A 20,328-nucleotide genomic window follows, 5' to 3' on the forward strand; every position below is an offset into this window, starting at 1 on the left:
GTCAACGAAACGTGACGCTTTTTAGGTAACACTATGACGGAAAGCCAGTCATGCAGACGGTTTAGGGCGCAATCCGTCTCGAATCGCTTTGAAGACGAGGCGAGACAGGGAAGCGCGACCGGATTGTCTTTCGTTATCGCATGTTCACGCTTCATAAGAGTTTGTCTACACGCTGATCGCGTGAAAATGCGCATTTTCCCATAGGAGTCAACGCAAAAGCGAAGCTTTTTGGGATTACACCGAAAAAAAGACATTTTAGAGCGTGTTTCGTCTTGAATCGCTTCATACACGTTCGTCTGTTCAACAACAGTTCTTGATGCTTAAAGCTGTACTGTATCAAGAAGTCCTTTCAATTCGTGTGAGAACGATTACATCAAACAAATTGACTCATTTCATTGATTGTTCACAAACAGAAGCGGATAATGAACAGTGAATTCGGTTTATACAAGGGGAAAAGGAATTATGTCTACAAAAATGCGCACACTTCTTTCATTGATTGGGCAAGTGATCCTGATCACTTGTTTTGCGACAATCGGTGAACTGATCAGTAAAAGCTTTGACTTAGCGTTACCGGGGAATATCGTCGGACTTTTGTTGCTCTATTTAGCGCTCAAGGCAAAGGTCGTCCAAGTCAAACACGTTGAACGGGGCGGCCGGCTGTTGCTGCTCATCATGCCGTTGTTCTTCGTTCCGGCATTGTCGGGAATCATGGACTATGCGGTATTCTTACGCCAGAACGGCTTACAGATCGTATTGATCGTCATCATGAGTAGCTTGCTGACGCTCGTCGGTTCTGCCTACATCGTCGATCGGCTTGCTCATCGAAAAGATGGGGTGACGCCACGTGATTAAGGCACTATTTTGGTTGATTCTGACGATTGTTATCTTTTTGATTGGATTTGCCGGGTATCGGCGGTATCCACGAGTCTGGACGTTACCGATTTTGACCGTGACGGCAACAATGATTTTGATTTTATCATTGACGGGTGTATCCCACGCGACCTATATGACTGGCGGACAGTATTTGACGAAAATGCTCGGTCCTGCCATCACCGCCTTCGCGATTCCGCTTTATACGGTCCGTCACCACGTTCGGCGTTTCTTGCCGGAAATCGGGCTAGGGGTCGTCATCGGGACGAGCATCGCCTTGACGTCAGATATCCTGTTCGGACTGTTGTTACATCTCGGACGAACGACGAATCTGGCACTGCTCCCGAAATCCGTCACGTTGCCCGTCGCCTTGTCGATTTCTGAGCGTTCGGGTGGAACGGCGACCTTAACCGCGACGTTCGTCCTGATGACAGGGCTCGTCGGTTCACTTGTCGGTCCACGCTTGATGACGGGATTAAAGATTCGTCACTTCGTCAGTCGGGGTGTCGGACTGGCTTCGATTGCCCATGTCATGGGTGCAACAAAATCGATGACACTCGACCAGCGGGAGGGTGCGGTCGGATTGCTGACGATGGTCTTGACAGCGATTTTTGCGAGTGTCCTGGCACCTTTCATCATTCAGTTTATTTATTAATATTTCTGTAAAGCTGTCCGACGGTTGAAACCGGCGGGACGGCTTTTTCGTATGTACATCATGCTAGGAAAAGGGGAGACGGGGAAATCATGATTATCTGGATTAACGGGACATTTGGAGTAGGAAAAACGACGGCGGCTAAGGGATTACAAAAAAGAATACCGGGATCTGATATCTTCGATCCGGAATCAGTCGGTCAGTTGTTGAGAGAACAATTACCGTCGACACGCACGTATAGCGATTTTCAAGATGAACCGTTGTGGCGGGAACTGACGCGGGTGATTCTCGAACGAAGCAATCAATCCGGCAATCGGACGATCATTGTACCGATGACTGTGACGAACCCGATCTATTTTGATGAAATCGTAGGTGAATTAAGACGACGGGGGCATCTCGTCCATCATGTTTCATTGATGGCTTCTACGACTACGGTCAAACGACGTTTACTTCGGCGATTTGAACGACCGGATTCCTGGGGAGGGCAGCAAGCAGATGCCCGCATTCAAGCATTGACTGATCCGCTTTTCAATCAACACATCCAGACTGATCGACTGACGAAGCAAGGGGTAGTTGATGCGATTGCGCTAAGTTGTGACCTGCATATAGCACCGCCATGTCGTAAACGTCTCTTTTGATGATTGATTCACCCGAATTCAGGGAATTAACAGGGAGGTACGAGATGGGTTAAAGACATCCCTGTATTTTTTGAAGATAAGTAGGGGGATTTTTTTATGAGAAACTGGATGACCGAAAAGATAGGAAGACAACTGATGGCGATTTTTTATGGGGTATTCGCGATTGGGGCATTGACGTCATTTGCGAGCTACCTATATATCGACGGCGCAGCAAGTCAGACGAAACGTCAAGTACTCGACCAATTAGAGAAAACACAATGGTTCTGGTTTTTGAACTTACTGATTTTCATTTTGTGTCTTGTGTTCATCGTCAGACCGATCATCAATCGGTTGACGGAACAGCTGCAAGAGCTGACGAAGAAAAGTCACCGTCTTGCAGAAGGGAAGTCGATTTCCTTAGAATATGACCGCCAATCGAATAACGAAGTCGGTCAATTAACTGACTCCTTTTACGAAATGGCCGATTCAATTTCGTCCCAACATACCGATCTATCACGACAAAATCAGGAGCTCGAACAAAAACAAGATGATTTGACCGGTAAGCAAAGAGAACTCGAACAGTCTTTGACGGCAACACGATCGAATGAATTGCACTTGAAAGATCGGAATGAATTGATTGAGACATTGGCTTCCAAAGAAAGTTTATTTGATTTTTCTTCCGTCATCAGTACGATTGTCCGTTTGACGAAAACGGAGTTCGGGGCATTACTGTTCATCAAGAATAATGAGATTACGTCGGTTGTACCAAAAGAGATGACCGATGAGCAGCAAGAGAGCTTAAAAACGGAATCGTTACTGTTGAAACGGGTCATGGTCTCAAAAGAAAGTGCACAATCGACGAAGCAAGTGACCGAAGATCGGTTGCTAGGTTACCCGTACTACATTCATGAAGCGGTCATTCCAATCATGGACCCGGCAAAAGATGAATTGATTGCTTGCCTTTATTTAGCACGATTTGATGAAGCGTTCACGGAACATGACATCACCGAACTGGCATCGTTCGCAAAACAGATTGCAATTTCACGGATGCGGATGACGTTATATGAACAGATGGACTATGAGCGGGCTGAAACGGCGCAACTGTTAAATTCTGTCCGAGAAGCGATATTATACGTCAAATATGAAGAACGAGTGATACTCGGTAACCGAGCATTGTTTGAAATCTTCCAGTCGCTTCAGATTGAGGAAGAAACAGATATGACGACGTTTCTTGAAGTGAATCCCGAGACGATGTTCGAACAGATGGATCAACGAGAGGCATTCGCAATGTATTTCGAGAAGGTCCTCGCTGGTCAGATTCCGACAGACATGTTTTCTTTATCGATTGACGACGGCACATACTTTATTCAAGTCTATGCTGAAGGAATCGTTCATGAGGGACAACCAATCGGGACAATCCTCGTCTTCCGGGATGTAACGCCTGAAACAGAAGTCGACCGAATGAAGTCCGAACTCGTTTCAACGGTCTCGCATGAACTACGGACACCCTTATCGTCCATTTATGGTTTTACCGAGCTGATGTTAAAACGGGATTTAGGTCCGGATCGGAGTAAACGGTATTTACAGACAATTCATGACGAATCAAAACGCCTGACTGATCTCGTCAGTGATTTCTTGAATGTACAACGAATGGAATCAGGCAAGCAGTCATACGAGAAAGAGGTATTTAATCTCCTCGATGTCGTCAAAGAGCAAATTCAGTTTCATCAGGCGACGACGGAACGGCACAACCTTCAACTCGATGCGGATCAAGGGCAGACATTCCTAGTAGAAGCCGATCGCAACAGCATGAAGCAACTCCTCGGTAATTTATTAAACAATGCCGTGAAGTACTCGCCGGACGGCGGTGATATCATCATTGGTTTACTCGAGCATGATGCAAACATCGAACTGAGTGTCCGTGATTTTGGTGTCGGGATTCCTGTCAGTTCGACGCCGCACCTGTTTAGTAAGTTTTATCGCGTCGACAACTCGGATAGTCGTAAAATTGGCGGAACGGGACTCGGATTGTCGATTTGTAAAGAAATCGTCCGCGAGCATGACGGAACGATTGAAGTCGAGTCCGTCTTAGGCGACGGGGCACTCTTTAAAGTCATGTTACCGAACGCAACTAAAAAGTAAGCAGGCTACCTGTCTCTTCAACAATTCATTTTGTTGGAGCGGCAGTTTTTTTGTAGGGGATGTTTAAAGTCATCGCGAATGACTAAACAGAAACGAGTAGCTGAAAGGGGATTAAACGATGCGAGAATGGTACGGTGCAGCAGCAGTTTGTGTCAATGAGGAAAATCAAGTATTGATGGTCAAAAGTTATGGTTCTGAGGCGTGGGCCGTCCCGTCCGGTGGAATCGAGCCGGGAGAGACGGCAGGCGAATGCTGTGTGCGGGAAGTCATGGAAGAGACCGGGTATCCGGTGAAGATCAAACAAAATCTGTTTACGAAACAGACCGTCATCCAAACGATTCAAGTCGAGACGACATATTTCGAAGTCACGTCCACTGGGAAGAGCCGTGGAATCAACGACCCGGACGAAACGATTGAACAGGTGGCGTGGATGTCGCGTGCGCAACTCGGAACAATTGAACATATGTATCCGGAAGATGTTCTGTTTTTGACGGAGTGGCTCGACGGTCGTGAGAATCCTCATAGTACGCCGAAAGTTCAAAAAGCGTGCCTGGAGCTGAAGAATACGTAAATTCTACAACCATTTCGTGAAAAGTTAGCACGTTTACTTGCAAAAAATCAAAAGTATGCAGGGATTGCTGCTGCCGAATCTTCCTAGATATAGTAGTCGTACAGACAGAAATAAAGCGATATCTAGGGAGTGATAGTGATGGAAGTGAACACCTTGTACCGACAAGTGATTGAGGAACCAACGACTAACCATGTCCAAGAAAATGCCAACATCGATGGCAAAGCACCACTCGCGAAGTTAAACCGGATCGCGAGTACGGCGGCGCGGGCGATGATGGAAGACTTGCTCGTGACGCCTCGTGTTAAACAAGCGTTGGCGGACAATATCCTCTATATCCATGACGCTGACTACTATGTCACGGGAACGACGACCTGTTCTCAAATTCCGTTAGGCTGCTTGCTGACGAACGGGTTCCAGATGAGTCACGGGTCGATTCGTCCGGCACAAGATATCCGTTCTGCGATGGCGCTCGCTGCGATCATTATGCAGGCGAATCAAAACATGCAGCATGGCGGGCAAGCCTTTCCGAATTTTGATACCGATTTAGCTCCCTTCGTCGAGAAAACATACGCACGTCAAATGAAGAAAATTAATCAGATTGCTCCGAGCTGGTCGAAGGCACGTCGCGCGAGATATGCGCGCCAAGAGACATACGAGATTACCTATCAAGCATGTGAAGCCTTCATCTATAATACGAATTCGATGCACTCACGTGGTGGCGGACAAGTCCCCTTCATCTCGATTAATTACGGGACGGATACTTCAGTTTACGGTCGGATGCTAACAAAAGCCTTACTTGAGGCGACACTGGCAGGTCTCGGAAAAGGGGAAACGCCCATCTTTCCGATTCAGATTTTTAAAGTCAAAGCAGGTGTGACGTTAAATCCGGGTGATCCGAATTACGATTTATTTCAGCTTGCGACAAAAGTCACGGGAAAACGGTTGTTTCCGAACTTTGCATTTTTAGATGCCCCGTTCAACGTCAGCAAGACAACAGAAGAAGTTGCCTACATGGGTTGCCGGACGCGTGTTTTCGAAAATCGTCAAGGAGAAGCTTCCGTGACGGGGCGGGGAAATCTGTCGTTTACGAGTGTGAACCTCGTTCGTCTCGCCTTGACGAGTCAAACGGTCGATCATATGTTTGCGACATTGACTGATTATACGAAACTTGCTTGCGAACAGCTGCTCGAGCGTTATCAGTACCAAGCGAATCGACGGGCGGAAGAATTTCAGTTTCTTTATCAACACGTCTGGCGCGACGGGGAGACGCTTCAACCGACCGATCGCGTTGAGCCGGTCCTGCGTCACGGGACGCTTTCGGTCGGATTCATTGGTCTCGCGGAAGCGCTCGTCGTTTTGACGGGACATGATCACGGCGATTCAGCGATTGCCCATAACATCGGCCGGGCGTTGATTCAGACGATGCGTAACGTTGTCGATCAATTCGGGGATGAGACGGGATTGAATTTTTCACTGATTGCGACACCGGCGGAAGGATTGTCTGGAAAATTCACGGCGCATGATGTCGCAAAGTTTGGTTTGATTGCCGGTGTGACGGATAAAACCTACTATACGAACTCGTTCCATCTTCCAGTGACGGCAGCTGTAACGATGCGTCAAAAGATTCGCCTCGAAGCGCCGTTTCATGCCCTTTGTAACGGAGGACATATCACCTATGTCGAGACGGATGGAGCGCTCGCAGAAAATCCGCAAGCCGTCGAGGATATCGTCCGGATGATGGTGGCAGAAGGCATTGGCTATGGCTCAATCAATCATCCAATCGATCGTTGTTTGACCTGTCGGACGGAACAGACAATCGAGCAGACGTGTCCGGTCTGTGGCGGAGAAGACATTGAACGGATTCGGCGGATTACGGGATATCTCGTCGGGACGATGGCACGCTGGAATGAAGCCAAACGGGCGGAAGAACAGGACCGGGTCTACCATGGTACGACTGCTATCCATCGTCGCTGATTCGGTCGTCGATGGTCCCGGCTTACGGACGGTCATCTTTTTCGCCGGATGTCCACATCGGTGCCGAGGCTGTCATAATCCATCGTCGTGGTCGCTTGCAGCAGGTACAACCTACTCGACTCCTGACGTCATCAAACGGGTCGAGGAAATCGGATCAAAACGAATTACGCTGTCGGGGGGTGAACCATTCGTGCAACGCGAGGCACTCGAACAGCTCGTCCTCTTATTGCGACCGGACTATGAGATTTATTTGTTCACCGGGTATCGGATTGAAGACTTAGTTAAAGATGAACGCGCGTGTCGAATCTTACGGCAACTGGATTGTCTGATTGACGGACCTTACATGGAGCAGCTCCATGATACGAGCCTTGCCATCCGTGGCAGTACGAACCAGCGGATTCTCTCCGCCAAACAGATTGAGGAGTATATCAAGAACAGATAGCGGACGGATTGCAGACAACAAAAAAACGCCGATGCTCCCATGTTTCATCCGGAGTCATCGGCGTTTTCATGTCTATTCTTTTCATTCATAACGGCAGGAAGCGAAAGCTACCGTTACGCATATTTTTTTTCGGCGACCGGTTTGACGACCGATAATGTTTCCGATGGACGCTTTTTAATGAAGAACGAAAGGATTAAGGCGAACAAGGCGAGCAATGTCGCGATGAAGAACGTATCGTTAATCCCTTCGACCATTGCTTGTGTCATGATCGTTTTCGGTGCTGTCGTCGGTGTTGCGTTCGCAGCAAGATCCGTTGCGTAACTCGCTGTCCGTGATGTCATGACGGAAATGAGTAAGCCGGAACCGATTGCTCCTGATACTTGCGATAACGTATTGTTGAGTGCCGTACCGTGCGGTGTCAAATGTTGTGGAATATGATTGAGACCGTTCGTCATGACGGGCATCATCACCATTGAGATTCCGAGGAAACGTAATGTGTACATGATGACGAGGAACGAATACGCTGTATCTGCCGTCAAACGACTGAAGAAGAACGTTGTTAAGACTGTCAACGACAATCCGATGATGGCAAGCACCCGGGCACCGAACCGGTCAAACAAGCGACCTGTGATCGGAGACATAAACGCCATGACGAGTGCACCGGGTAACATCAAGAGTCCAGAGTGGAACGGGGAAATCCCGCGAATCGTTTGGACATAAATCGGCATCAAGATCATCGCCGAGAACATCGACATGTTAAGGACCATCGAAATCCCTTGTGATAAAGCAAACATCGGATATTTAAAAATCCGGAATTCAAGCATCGGTTCGTCGAGACGTAATTGTCGTATAATGAATGAGACGAGACTGATGACGCCGACTGTTAAGGAGCCGATGACAGCGAATGATCCCCAACCGGCTGAACCGGCTGAACTGAATCCATACAACAAGCCCCCGAATCCAAAACTGGACAACACGAGTGACAGGCGATCGATGCGTAAACTGCTTGTGACGACTTCTTTTTTTAGTAAGAAGAAACCAAGAACAAGAACAAGTGCAGCAATCGGTGTCACGATGTGGAACAGCATCGGCCATTCGTAATGCTCAAGCACCCAACCGGACAGGGTCGGACCGATTGCCGGTGCAAATGTGATGACGAGTCCGAAAATCCCCATCGCTTGTCCGCGTTTCTCGATTGGGAAGCCGGTGATCAAGACGTTCATTAATAAAGGCATCATGATAGCAGAACCAGATGCTTGTAACATCCGTGAACCGAGTAAGACAGGGAAGAGCTCCGTTTGACCCGCGACGATGGTTCCAATCGTAAATAAGCTCATCGCCGTTAGAAACAGCTGGCGGGTTGAGAATTTTTGGACGAGAAAGGCAGACGTCGGAATCATGATGCCGTTGACGAGCATATAGCCCGTTGTCAGCCACTGGGCCGTACTGGTTTGAATATCGAGCGAAACCATAATGGAAGGTAAGGCGATATTTAATAGCGTCGAGTTGAGGACGGCAACGAACGCGCCTGCCATGAGGACAGCTAAAATAAGATAAAGTCGAGATGATTGCTTGGTTGATTGCATTTCGTTATGCTCCTTTTATACTACGTGTCTAATTTGTTATACTTCAATTCTACAACTTAGCTATCTTACCGCCTGAAGCAAAACATTACAAATTATTTGCTTTATACACTAAAATAAAAAAGATTGAGGTAAAATCGAATGTACTCAAAAAGATCTTTTACTAGAAGAGGGATTAGAAAATGAACCCAAAAAAGAAACAACTCCTGGATGCTGCATATCGTCTGTTCGTCGAAAAGGGATACCAGTCCACATCGATTCAAGATATTCTCGAGCACAGTAATGTCTCGAAAGGGACGTTCTATAACTACTTTTCATCGAAAAACGAATTGTTCATCGACGTATTTAACGTCGTCTTTGAAAAAATGCGTAATGTTCGAAAAGACATTTTGGTCGGACGCGACGTGTCGGATTATGAGACATTCATCCAACAAGGTAACTGTTACCTTGAACTGATGCAAAAATATAAGCTCTATACCTTGTTTGAAGAAGCTGTCGCTTCGAACGAAAAAGAACTGAAGGCGTTCATGGAAAAGAACCGATTACTTGAAATCGAATGGACCTATCACCGGATGCGTGATTTGTTTGGCGAGGAAAAAGCACCATACTTGCTTGACTTCGCCGTCCTTTATACAGGGATGCTCCAATACGCGATGTATTTTTTCCGTCAATCGGAAAAAAATACACAACCGGAGCGGGTCGTCCGTTACGTCTTTAATCGGTTGACACATTTCGTCGACGACGTCAGTCGAACGGAAGAACAATTGATTCCACCACGTTTCCTCTCCGTTTGGCTCGATCGTCCGCAAGATGAGGTCGTCATCCGGAAAGAACTGTTCGTAAAAACAAATGAACACATGAAACGGTTGATTGGCTTGTCGGCGATTTCAGACGCTTCAAGGGAAGCACATAACGAAGTGCTTGATTTTGTCTATGAAGAACTGCTCGAACGAAAAAAACCAAAAATTCATCTCCTCCGTCGTGCCCTCGATACGCTCGACGAGGATCCAATCTTCTGTGGACAGGACATCATGGCGACGTATAAAGAAATGGTCGATGAAATCGTGATGATCCGGACAAAATCACAATGAGTCTTGTTTGCGTCCCAAAAAGGTACTATGATAGGAAATAGACAAAAAAAGAAATGAGGAATTATATGTTTTCACAATGGAGAAAGGAATGGCTGCTGCAACCTAAAACAGACATTCTATCTGGAATCGTCGTCGCCTTGGCACTCGTTCCGGAAGCAATCGCCTTTTCCTTGATTGCTGGCGTTAACCCGATGGTCGGGCTGTATGCTTCCGTCATTATTGCGATCATCATCTCAATCGCCGGTGGTCGACCGGGAATGATTTCAGCTGCGACAGGTGCGATGGCACTCGTCGTCGTCCAACTCGTCAAAGATCATGGCGTCGACTATTTACTCGCTGCCGGGATTCTCGCCGGGGTCATTCAAATCGTGCTCGGTTTTTTAGGCGTTGCGAAATTACTTCGCTTCATTCCGCGTTCCGTCATGGTTGGTTTCGTTAACGCGTTAGCGATTTTAATTTTTTCGGCACAACTGCCGCAGTTCGAAGGACAAAACTGGATCATGTACGCAATGGTCGCAGCGTCGCTCGCCATCATCTTAATTTTCCCGCGCTTTACAAAAGTACTGCCGGCACCACTCGTCGCGATCACGATTATGACGATTTTGACGGTCGTCTTTTCACTTGATACGCGCGTCATCGGTGATATGGGACAAATTTCTGCGTCACTACCGAGCTTTTTCTTACCGAACGTTCCGTTTTCACTCGAGACGTTACAAATCATTTTCCCGTATGCCTTATCACTCGCTTTCGTTGGTTTGATCGAGTCACTCTTGACGGCACGAATCGTTGATGAGATGACGGATACGACATCAAACAAGGCGACGGAATCACGTGGACAAGGAATCGCAAACATCGTTGCTGGATTCTTTGGCGGGATGCCGGGCTGTGCGATGATCGGTCAATCGGTCATCAATGTCACATCAGGTGGACGTGGTCGTCTATCGACCTTTACAGCAGGAGCATTCTTGATGCTGCTGATGGTCACGATGAATGACTTATTAATGACGATTCCGATGGGGGCACTCGTCGGTGTCATGTTCTTTGTATCGTATGCGACCTTTGATTGGGGTTCATTCAAAATGTTGAAGAATTCACCGAAAAGTGACTCTGCTGTCATGCTCGCGACAGTCATCGTGACGGTCTTGACGGATGATTTATCGATGGGGGTACTCGTCGGAATCTTGCTTGCAGCGATTCTCTTTGCGTCAAAAATTTCGCGCATCAACATGACACGTCGTGTTGAAAACGATCAAGTCACGTATCAAATCAATGGACCGATTTTCTTTGCCTCGACGACGACATTTACTGAACAGTTTGATATCGTAGCCGATGCACAAATGAAACAAGTCGTCATTGACTTTACGAACGCCCATTTATTTGATGATTCCGCGACGGAAGCAATTGAAACGGTTGTCTTGAAATATCAGGCAGCAGGGACGAAAGTAGAACTCGTTGCATTAAATGAAGAATCACAAGCATTAATCGATCGGTTAGCGCACCGGATTGCATAATGAAGGACCGTCAGGATGAAAATCTTGACGGTTTTTTTGTATACATGACCGGGTGAACGGTATACTAAGAAAAAAGGGGGAGTTTTCATGAAATGGTTTCGATTTGAACAAGAAGGACGGGAACGGATTGGTGTGGAGTCGGACGGACACCGGTATGACGTGACGACACAAGCCTATACGGATTCATTGCTCGAAGTCATCACACGGGGGTTTGAGATGGATGTTGATTTAGACATCGCACCATTGATTACAGAAGATGTCCGCTTGCTCGCGCCGTACGTTCCGATGCGTAACGTCATTTGTGTCGGTAAAAATTATGCCGACCATATTAAAGAAATGGATACGGCAGGGGCAGGGAAATTTGTATTGTTCACGAAGGCGCCGAGTGCAATCGTCGGGCCGTTCGATTCCATTGAACGCCATGCTGATTTAACGAATCAGCTGGACTATGAAGGCGAACTCGCCATCATCATCGGGACGACGGGGCGTGATTTGACACCTGAAAATGCACTGGACCACGTTTTTGGCTACAGCATCGTCAATGATGTGACGGCGCGTGACCTTCAAAAAGAACACGTCCAGTTTTTCCGCGGGAAGTCGCTTGATGGTTTTTGTCCATTCGGTCCCGTTATCGTCACGAAGGATACGTTTGATCCGACTGACGTCCTGGTCGAGACGCGTGTCAACGGGCAAGTGCGTCAATCCGGTTCGACGAAGTTGATGATTCGTGACATCGTGACGATTTTGACGGAAGTCTCGCGCGGGATGACACTCGAAGCAGGAGATATCATTGCGACAGGGACACCAGCTGGCGTCGGTCATGGGATGAAACCCCCAGTATACTTACAGACAGGGGATATCGTCGATGTTTCGATTGAAGGAATCGGTCACCTTCGCAATGAAGTAAAGGCATAAAGCACAAACCTAACTGAAGTTGAAAGGCTGATTTACCTGTCTTTATAAACCGTTCACTCGTTGAACGGTTTTTTTGTGTAAACCGTCATATTGTGACCGTTTTTGATGTATAATTAGTATGAAATCGACATTACTGTCGAATAAAGTCGTAAAATGAATGTTTTTTAGAGAAATAAATAAAAAAATGAACGTTTTTGGTTGATTTTTAAATGTAAACGCTTTATATTAAAGATGCGGAGGGAAACCAATGTTAACGAAAAAACGTCATCAGCTGATTCTTGAGCTACTCGCTCGAGAAGAAGTCGTCAAAATGCAGACGATTGTCGAACGGACGGGAGCTAGTGAATCGACCATCCGTCGCGATTTATCACAACTGGAAACTGCTGGTCACTTACGCCGTGTTCACGGGGGAGCGACGGCAAACCATCTGCAGATTGATGAGCCGAGTTATGTCGAGAAAACAGATCGTTTCGTCGATGAGAAAAATCAAATTGCCCGAGCGGCGGCTGATTTAATCGAAGACGGCATGTATGTCTATCTCGATGCTGGAACGACGACGCTTGCCATCGTTCCTTATCTCGAACAGAAGGCGATTACGGTCGTGACGAACAGTCTTCCTCTTGCGAATACGTTACTCTACCACCGTATCCCGACGTTCGTCGTCGGAGGGCAACTCAAGCATTCGACGCAAGCACTGGTCGGCTACAATGCACGTGAAGGAATGTTGATTTACCACTTTGATGTCGCATTTCTGGGGATGAACGGCGTTCATCCGACGCAAGGGTTTACGACACCAGATCCGGAAGAGGCACTCGTAAAGAAGACAGCGATTGAGTTAGCGAAAAAATCGTATGTGTTGGTCGACGAAACCAAGTTGGATGAAATCAGTTTTAGTCGCGTTGCACCACTTCGTGCGGCGACGATTATCACGATGGCATCGAACGAACAAACAGCGAAATACAGTCAATATACAGAGGTGGTGAACGCGAAATGATTTATACACTGACACTCAACCCATCAATCGATTATTACGTATCGTTACCGGTATTTGAGGCAGGACAAGTCAATCGTGTCGAACAAGCAGAAAAAGTAGCAGGTGGAAAAGGAATCAACGTTTCACTCGTCTTAAAAAATTATGACGTCGAGACAGAAGCACTCGGTTTTTTAGGCGGAAGTACGGGACAATTCATTCGAAGTGAACTTGAAAAACAAGGCGTACTGACAGCTTTCACACCAATTGCTGACGAAACCCGGATTAACGTTAAAATTCGTGCCGATCAAGAATCGGAACTAAATGCAGCAGGTCCAGTTATTCAGGATGCAGAACTAGAGACGCTGCTCGCAACATTCGAAACAATGCAGTCAGGTGACATCGTCGTCTTCGCCGGAAGTATCCCAAGCAGTCTTCCACATGATTTATACAAAAAAATTGCACTCTTATTAAATGAACGCGGTGTTAAATTTGCCGTCGATACAACTAAAGAAGCAATGCTCGAAGTGCTGCCGCTCGGTCCATTCATGATTAAACCGAATCATCACGAACTCGGGGAAATCTTTGATGTCGATATCACATCAAAAGAAATGGCCGTCCCGTACGCCCAACAGCTTGTCGAACGAGGAGCGGAAAACGTCATTATTTCCTTTGCAGGTGACGGGGCAATGCTCGTCAACAAGCAAGGGGCTTACACGGCGAATACGCCAAAAGGAAAACTCGTCAACTCGGTCGGAGCAGGGGATTCACTCGTCGCAGGGTTCGTTGCGAGTCATGCACTCGGACGTCCGCCGGAAGAAGCATTCCGGTACGCCGTGACGACAGGAAGTGCTTCCGCGTATTCGTTCGGATTATGTACAAAAGCAGACATCGAACGGTTATTGACCGATGTCGAAGTCGTTGAACTCATTCAATCATAATAAAGGAGTGTGACTACTCATGAAAATTACAGATCTGTTAACACGCGATACGATTAAACTGGATTTACGTTCTGATACAAAAGCAAGCGTCATCGATGAGCTTGTTGAAGTACTTGATCGTGCTGGTAAACTAAACGACCGGGCTGCTTACCGTGAGGCGATTTTAGCACGTGAAGCACAAAGTACGACAGGGCTTGGTGAAGGGATTGCGATTCCTCACGCAAAAACGGCTGCCGTTAAATCACCGGCAATCGCGTTCGGTCGTTCGACAGGACTTGATTATGAAGCACTGGACGGACAACCAAGTCGCTTGTTCTTCATGATTGCAGCTGGAGAAAATGCGGACAATGCCCACCTTGAAACACTCTCGAAACTATCAGTCTACTTGATGGACAACAACTTCCGTGACACGATTCTCTCGGCTCGTTCGGAAGATGAAGTCATCGCGGCCATTGAAGCGAAGGAACGGGAAGAAGAAGGTCCTGTTGATGTGACACCGGAAACGGTCGATCAAAACGCACCTTACATCCTCGCTGTAACCGCTTGTCCGACAGGAATCGCCCACACGTATATGGCAGCAGATGCTCTCCGTCAAAAAGCGGAAGAGATGGGTGTCCGGATTAAAGTGGAAACGAACGGTTCGACAGGTGTTAAAAACGGTCTGACGGATGCTGACATCCAAGAAGCGACAGCAATCATCGTCGCTGCAGATAAAGCAGTCGAAATGGACCGCTTCAATGGCAAGCACGTCGTTGAAGTACCAGTCGCACAAGGAATCCGTAAACCAAAGGAACTGATTGATCGCGCCGTCAAACAGGACGCTCCTGTCTATAAAGGCAGCGGGTCAGGAAACAGCGGTACACCAGCACGTGGTGGATTCTACAAACACTTAATGAGTGGGGTTTCAGCGATGTTACCGCTCGTCGTCGCAGGTGGACTCTTAATCGCAATCAGCTTCTTCTGGGGAATCAACTCGTCAAACCCGGATGACCCGACGTATAACCAATTTGCAGGTCAATTGATGTCGATTGGTCAAGCCGCATTCGGTCTTTTAATTCCTGTCCTTGCTGGATTCATCGCGATGTCAATCGCTGATAAACCAGGTCTCGCACCAGGTTTGATTGCCGGTTTCCTCGCAAGCCAAGGGAATGCAGGTTTCCTCGGTGGTCTGATTGCCGGTTTCCTTGCAGGTTACGTAGTTCTAGTTCTTGTTAAAGCTTTGAAAGGTCTTCCGAAAGCTCTTGAAGGAATTAAACCAGTCCTGCTTTATCCATTGTTCGGTTCATTCATTACCGGTATGATCATGTTGCTCGTCATCAACGAACCGGTTGCAGCCTTCATGACATGGTTGACAGATTCACTTAACGGACTTAGTGGCGGTAACGCAATCCTCCTCGGTATGCTCGTCGCAGCGATGATGGCAATCGATATGGGTGGTCCGATCAACAAAACAGCATACGTCTTCGGTACGGCAGCACTTACAGCAGGGAACACGGAAGTCATGGCTGCGGTCATGGCAGGCGGTATGGTGCCACCACTTCTCGTCGCGTTCTCATCAACATTGTTTGCACGTAAGAAATTTACACCGCAGGAACGTGAAGCGGGTATCGCAGCTTACGCAATGGGTGCATCATTCGTTACGGAAGGTGCGATTCCATTCGCGGCAGCAGATCCACTTCGTGTCATCCCGTCAAGTGTCATCGGTTCAGCAATCGCTGGTGCACTTACAATCGTCTTCGGCGTCTTACTTCCGGCACCACACGGCGGCGTATTCGTCTTCCCGTTACTCGACGGCCCTTCAGGCACATTGATGGCAGCACTCAGCTACGCAGGTGCTATCTTAATCGGTGCACTTGTCGGAGCGGCAATTCTCTCACTTTGGAAGAAACCGCTCGTCGATCAAGAACTCGCGAAAAAAGAAATGACATCTGGAACAGTTACAAAAGCATCGTAATCAAAATGAAATCACCCTCAGTACGCTGGGGGTGATTTTTTTATTGCGTTTTCATGATATTAAAGGAAGAATAGAGGGCATACTTACATTATGAAGGAGGGATCAACTATGGGGGGTCAATCCTTACAAATTGGACCACGTACCATCAAAACAGGACTAGCCGTTATTTTGGCATTAGTTATTAGCAATCTCTTTAACTTAAGCCCGATTTTACCAGGGATTTCGGCAGCAACGACATTGTTGCCTTCTGTTTATCAAACATGGAAACAATTTTTAGAAGAGGCGGAGGCCAACCTGATCGGTGCCTTTTTAACGTTACTCGCCTTATGGATTCTCGGAGCGAATCCTGCGAACCCACTTGCAATCGGCATTGTCATCATGGCAGCCATTTCCATCCTGCTGGCGTTCGGATTCGGTCGGACGATTCCTCACGTCGTCTTGATGATCATCGTTATCTTGGAGAGTGTCGAAGGGGCGACAGAGCCGTTATGGCAAATCGTTTTGATACGGTATTTACTCGTGATGCTCGGGATTGCGTGTGCCCTCGGTGTCAATGCATTGATTTTCCCGCCACGGTACGGGAACGTTTATTATCAAAAAGCCTCAAAACTATTTGAGAAGCTGCTCGTCGTCACGCGGGCAATCGCTTTTGAAGGGAAGGTCGCTCCGTATCGCCCGGCAATCGATAAAATGAGTAAATCCCTACGCGAGACACAACAATTATTTAACTTGCACCGGGAGGAAGTACGAGGGACACGCCAAAAACATGTCCCGTTGCTTCGTAACATCATCATCTTACAACACATGCAGTCGTGCTTGGAACGGAGTGTCGCGACGGCGGAACGTTTCCGTGAGCGGGAACAGGCCCTGTCGAACATCGCCGATGACTTACGCAGTGAATTGTTCTACCACGTCATGCATATCGCCCAGCGGCAGGAGAAAGTCCTGTTGACGTATGATTTATTGTTGACGGAAGAACCGCTCGCGATGGAAGACTTAGTGAAAGAAAATATTGCCTTCGTTAAACATTCTTTTCTCGATCGTGATGAGCTCGAAGAAGAAGAAATCATGGAAATTTTACCGATTGTCGTCGCGATGAATGAATGGATTCAAGAACTTGAAGCTTTTGAAAAACGCCTTCATGGCGCGTTAAAACGGCATGCGACGTCATTATCGATTGAACAGAAATCGGTCCGGGACAAAACATTTAATCGGTTTAAACGTAAAAAAGCCATTGACGAAAGCCAAAAGTAAGCGTATAGTCCTTCTTAACAGCACTTTAGTTGCTAAAAGCGTAACAGCATAACAGAGCGAAAGACGTAGACGAGGACGAAACCGAAGTAGAAACAATCTCCCTGTTTCAGAGAGCACGTGGCGCTGCGAACGTGTACACAGATTGAATCGAATTACAGTTTCTGAGTCTCTTGCGAAGCAAGCGGAGAAAACCGTTATCCCGTAATGAAGTGATTCGTGCGAAGCATGGATTATCAGGGTGGTACCGCGGCTTTCGTCGTCCCTGTCGGACTTGATGTCCGACAGGGACTTTTTGTTGTTTAATTTAATCCAAGGGGGAACTTCATATGTCTACACCAATCATTCCAAGTCACTTACAACCACACGTCGCACCACAGCATTACGAAGATTACACACCAACGGATCATGCGGTCTGGCGCTACGTCATGCGCTTGAATTTAAATACATTGCAACATACGGCACACCCGGCGTACCTCGAAGGGCTTGCTGCTTCAGGAATCAGCCCTGAACGTATTCCTGATGTCCGCGAAATGACGGCGAACCTCAGTCGCGGTGGTTGGGGAACGGTCGCCGTCGACGGTTTGATTCCGGGTGTCGCCTTCTTCGACTTCCAAGGACACGGTCTCCTGCCGATCGCAACCGACATTCGGAAGGTCGATAACATTCTTTACACGCCGGCACCGGACATTCTGCATGAAGCGGCAGGACACGCACCAATTTTGATGAATCCGACGTACGCTGAATTTGTCCGCCGGTTCGGTGAAATCGGAGCACATGCCTTCAATCATAAAGCAGAACATGATGTCTTTAAGGCGCTGAAAAAATTAACGATTGTCAAAGAAAGTCCATTTTCAACACCGGAAGACATCGAGCAAGCTGAAATCGCACTCGCGGAAACACGGACCCATGTCACAGGGATTTCGGAAGCCAATGAAATTTCACGCCTCTTTTGGTGGACGGTCGAGTTTGGTTTAATCGGTGATCTTAACGACCCGCAAATTTACGGGGCAGGTCTTCTGTCCTCAGTCGGGGAAAGCCGCCACTGCTTGACGGATGCCGTCAAGAAACATCCGTTTTCACTCGAAAAGGCACTCGCAACAAAACATGACGTCACGAGCATGCAAAAAGAATTGTTCGTCTGTGAGTCCTTTGAACAACTGCGTGACGCGTTAGAAGAGTTTGCACAGACGATGTCTTACGTCCGTGGTGGACGCCACGGTCTCATCAAGGCGGTCGAGTCCGGTAACCTGTCGACGCTCGTCTTTGCATCCGGTCTTTCGCTCGTCGGTGTTCCGGCAGCACAAGAAACATTCGAAACACTTGATCTTGTTCGATTTACTGGGCCGACGGCACTCGCTGCGAATGGCGAAGTGTTAGACGGCCAATCCCAGACGGAGCACCCGAACGGATTTACACTCTTGCACGGAGAAGAATTGAACGCGGTTCTCGAGCAAGTCGAAGTCGGCGAGCAACTCGAGTGGATGGAAGGGACGTTACAATTGACGGGGCATATCGCAGCAATCGAGCAAGTGAATGGAAAACGTGCCATCGCTGTCCTGAAAGACGTTCGACTAACGAAAGACGGTGTGACGGAGCAATTCGACCAACTGGATCTCGTGATCGGTGCGATTACGTCAACTTTCCCGGGAACAGAAGTCGAAGCCTTAAAACCGATTCCGGAAACCGTTGAATTTGAACGGATCGAACGTCCATTGACGGCAGCTGATCCGATTTTCGAAGCCGTCCGGTCCATTCGTGAAGGTCAGGCGAGTCAGTCGCGTCTGTCACAGCTGATTGATCAGACACTTGTCCAGTTACCGGATGCTTGGTTACTCCGGCTTGAACTGCTTGAACTGGCAGATGAAGTCGACCAACCGCGTCTCCTTGACGATCTCGAGCGCCTGAAGCAGACGTCACCGGAACGCGACGAGTTGATCACGCGTGGCATCAAGATGCTTGATCTCGTTCATTCATGAAGCGGACGTTCGAGAAATCTGTCCAAACCTGTTAAAATGAATACGGTTCATGGATGAAACGTAAACATAGGGGAGTGGACAGTGTGAAACAACCAAATTATTTTCAAGACGTGAAACAGTTCCATCAAACATTTAATCACCCGGGAGCGGAACGACCAACCCCGCTCGAACTTGAGCGTGGCATCAAACGGGCAACTTGGACGACAGAAGAAGCAGCAGTCGAGTTTCTGCATCAATCGTCTCGGGATGAAGCGGAATTTTTAGCAGCAATCGATTCCCTCAAAGCAGGGATTGACCGGGCTGTTGAAAAATCATTAAAAGAAACCTATCCGACGACTTCCGTCGAACGCCTCGTAGGTCAAGGTGATGCATTGACGGACGCACTTTACTTCATCATGGGTAGCTTTGTCGAAGCAGGGCTCGAACCGGGACCTCTCTTTGAAATCGTTCAACGCGCGAACATGGCGAAACTCGGGCCAGACGGTCAACCGATCTTCCGAGAATCCGATCAAAAAGTCATGAAACCGGACGGTTGGTTGCCACCGGAACCGCAACTCGAGGCCGAAGTGTTACGGCAGATGGATGAAAAAGCATAAGGATGGACTACGATCGAACAAAAAGAACCACTTCCGCTTAGTTAGGGAAGTGGTTCTAGTGTATAGACGAAGTGATAGCGGGAGATAAACGCGTCTTTTTTCGTTGCTTTCCTCGGGCGAGGCGCAAGCCGTTGCTCCTTGCTCCTAGCGGACAACGAGCAGGGTCTTGCATGCCTCTGACTGATATGCTCCCCAAAAAGTAGACAGTTGAAATAAGAAAAACTGTTTACTTTTGAAAGGAGCTTTTTTCTATGTCCAAATTCAAGCGT

At 47.7% G+C, this 20,328-nt stretch carries 17 protein-coding genes and 1 other annotated feature; of the genes, 16 read left to right on the forward strand and 1 reads right to left on the reverse strand.

Annotation, left to right across the window (positions count from 1 at the left end):
* The first annotated feature begins 462 nt into the window (after positions 1-462).
* The 7 genes from KNP96_RS16285 (at position 463) to nrdG (ending at position 7,268) form a co-directional block, all read left to right on the forward strand.
* On the forward strand, positions 463-852 hold the full coding sequence (locus KNP96_RS16285) for a CidA/LrgA family protein (RefSeq protein WP_088836718.1): 390 nt from the start codon (positions 463-465) through the stop codon (positions 850-852).
* Positions 845-1,525, forward strand: a complete 681-nt coding sequence (locus KNP96_RS16290; RefSeq protein WP_088836719.1) for an LrgB family protein — start codon at positions 845-847, stop codon at positions 1,523-1,525. Before KNP96_RS16285 ends, KNP96_RS16290 begins: the two co-directional genes overlap by 8 nt.
* Before the next feature lie 89 nt (positions 1,526-1,614).
* A complete protein-coding gene (locus KNP96_RS16295) occupies positions 1,615-2,160 on the forward strand; it encodes an AAA family ATPase (protein ID WP_214771800.1) in 546 nt (181 codons plus the stop codon).
* A gap of 96 nt (positions 2,161-2,256) precedes the next feature.
* On the forward strand, positions 2,257-4,281 hold the full coding sequence (locus KNP96_RS16300; RefSeq protein WP_088836721.1) for an ATP-binding protein: 2,025 nt from the start codon (positions 2,257-2,259) through the stop codon (positions 4,279-4,281).
* Positions 4,282-4,399: 118 nt separating this feature from the next.
* Positions 4,400-4,852: an NUDIX hydrolase gene (locus KNP96_RS16305; RefSeq protein WP_214767990.1), complete on the forward strand. Its 453-nt coding sequence runs from the start codon at positions 4,400-4,402 to the stop codon at positions 4,850-4,852.
* A gap of 138 nt (positions 4,853-4,990) precedes the next feature.
* Positions 4,991-6,826, forward strand: a complete 1,836-nt coding sequence (locus tag KNP96_RS16310) for an anaerobic ribonucleoside triphosphate reductase (RefSeq protein WP_214771803.1) — start codon at positions 4,991-4,993, stop codon at positions 6,824-6,826.
* A complete protein-coding gene (gene nrdG, locus KNP96_RS16315) occupies positions 6,798-7,268 on the forward strand; it encodes an anaerobic ribonucleoside-triphosphate reductase activating protein (RefSeq protein ID WP_214771805.1) in 471 nt (156 codons plus the stop codon). Before KNP96_RS16310 ends, nrdG begins: the two co-directional genes overlap by 29 nt.
* A 113-nt stretch (positions 7,269-7,381) precedes the next feature.
* On the opposite strand, the gene KNP96_RS16320 is transcribed toward nrdG, so the two are convergent.
* Complete coding sequence (locus tag KNP96_RS16320) at positions 7,382-8,854, reverse strand: DHA2 family efflux MFS transporter permease subunit (RefSeq protein ID WP_214771807.1); 1,473 nt, start codon at positions 8,852-8,854, stop codon at positions 7,382-7,384.
* 179 nt (positions 8,855-9,033) lie between these two features.
* Between KNP96_RS16320 and KNP96_RS16325 the strand changes: the two genes are divergently transcribed.
* From KNP96_RS16325 to KNP96_RS16365, 9 genes are all read left to right on the forward strand, one after another.
* Positions 9,034-9,942, forward strand: coding sequence for a TetR/AcrR family transcriptional regulator (locus KNP96_RS16325; protein WP_088836727.1), 909 nt, complete (start codon positions 9,034-9,036; stop codon positions 9,940-9,942).
* Between the two features lie 65 nt (positions 9,943-10,007).
* A complete protein-coding gene (locus KNP96_RS16330; protein WP_029333221.1) occupies positions 10,008-11,453 on the forward strand; it encodes a SulP family inorganic anion transporter in 1,446 nt (481 codons plus the stop codon).
* Positions 11,454-11,540: 87 nt separating this feature from the next.
* On the forward strand, positions 11,541-12,368 hold the full coding sequence (locus KNP96_RS16335) for a fumarylacetoacetate hydrolase family protein (protein WP_214767342.1): 828 nt from the start codon (positions 11,541-11,543) through the stop codon (positions 12,366-12,368).
* A 247-nt stretch (positions 12,369-12,615) separates the two neighbouring features.
* On the forward strand, positions 12,616-13,362 hold the full coding sequence (locus tag KNP96_RS16340; protein WP_029333224.1) for a DeoR/GlpR family DNA-binding transcription regulator: 747 nt from the start codon (positions 12,616-12,618) through the stop codon (positions 13,360-13,362).
* Positions 13,359-14,279, forward strand: a complete 921-nt coding sequence (pfkB, locus tag KNP96_RS16345; RefSeq protein ID WP_214771809.1) for a 1-phosphofructokinase — start codon at positions 13,359-13,361, stop codon at positions 14,277-14,279. The genes KNP96_RS16340 and pfkB overlap by 4 nt, the downstream gene beginning before the upstream one ends.
* A gap of 19 nt (positions 14,280-14,298) precedes the next feature.
* Positions 14,299-16,233, forward strand: coding sequence for a PTS fructose transporter subunit IIABC (locus tag KNP96_RS16350; RefSeq protein ID WP_214771811.1), 1,935 nt, complete (start codon positions 14,299-14,301; stop codon positions 16,231-16,233).
* Positions 16,234-16,341: 108 nt separating this feature from the next.
* Entirely contained in the window at positions 16,342-17,487 is a 1,146-nt protein-coding gene (locus tag KNP96_RS16355) for an FUSC family protein (RefSeq protein WP_088836731.1), read from the forward strand.
* 63 nt (positions 17,488-17,550) lie between these two features.
* Positions 17,551-17,754: a binding site (T-box leader), on the forward strand.
* A 59-nt stretch (positions 17,755-17,813) separates the two neighbouring features.
* The gene (locus KNP96_RS16360; RefSeq protein WP_214771813.1) at positions 17,814-19,463 is read left to right on the forward strand and encodes an aromatic amino acid hydroxylase; all 1,650 of its coding nucleotides are present in this window, start codon (positions 17,814-17,816) and stop codon (positions 19,461-19,463) included.
* A gap of 83 nt (positions 19,464-19,546) precedes the next feature.
* On the forward strand, positions 19,547-20,059 hold the full coding sequence (locus KNP96_RS16365; RefSeq protein WP_353048375.1) for a pyrophosphohydrolase domain-containing protein: 513 nt from the start codon (positions 19,547-19,549) through the stop codon (positions 20,057-20,059).
* The last annotated feature ends 269 nt before the right edge of the window (positions 20,060-20,328 follow it).

It is taken from the genome of Exiguobacterium sp. s133, from assembly GCF_018618595.1.
Classification (GTDB): Bacteria; Bacillota; Bacilli; order Exiguobacteriales; family Exiguobacteriaceae; genus Exiguobacterium_A; species Exiguobacterium_A oxidotolerans.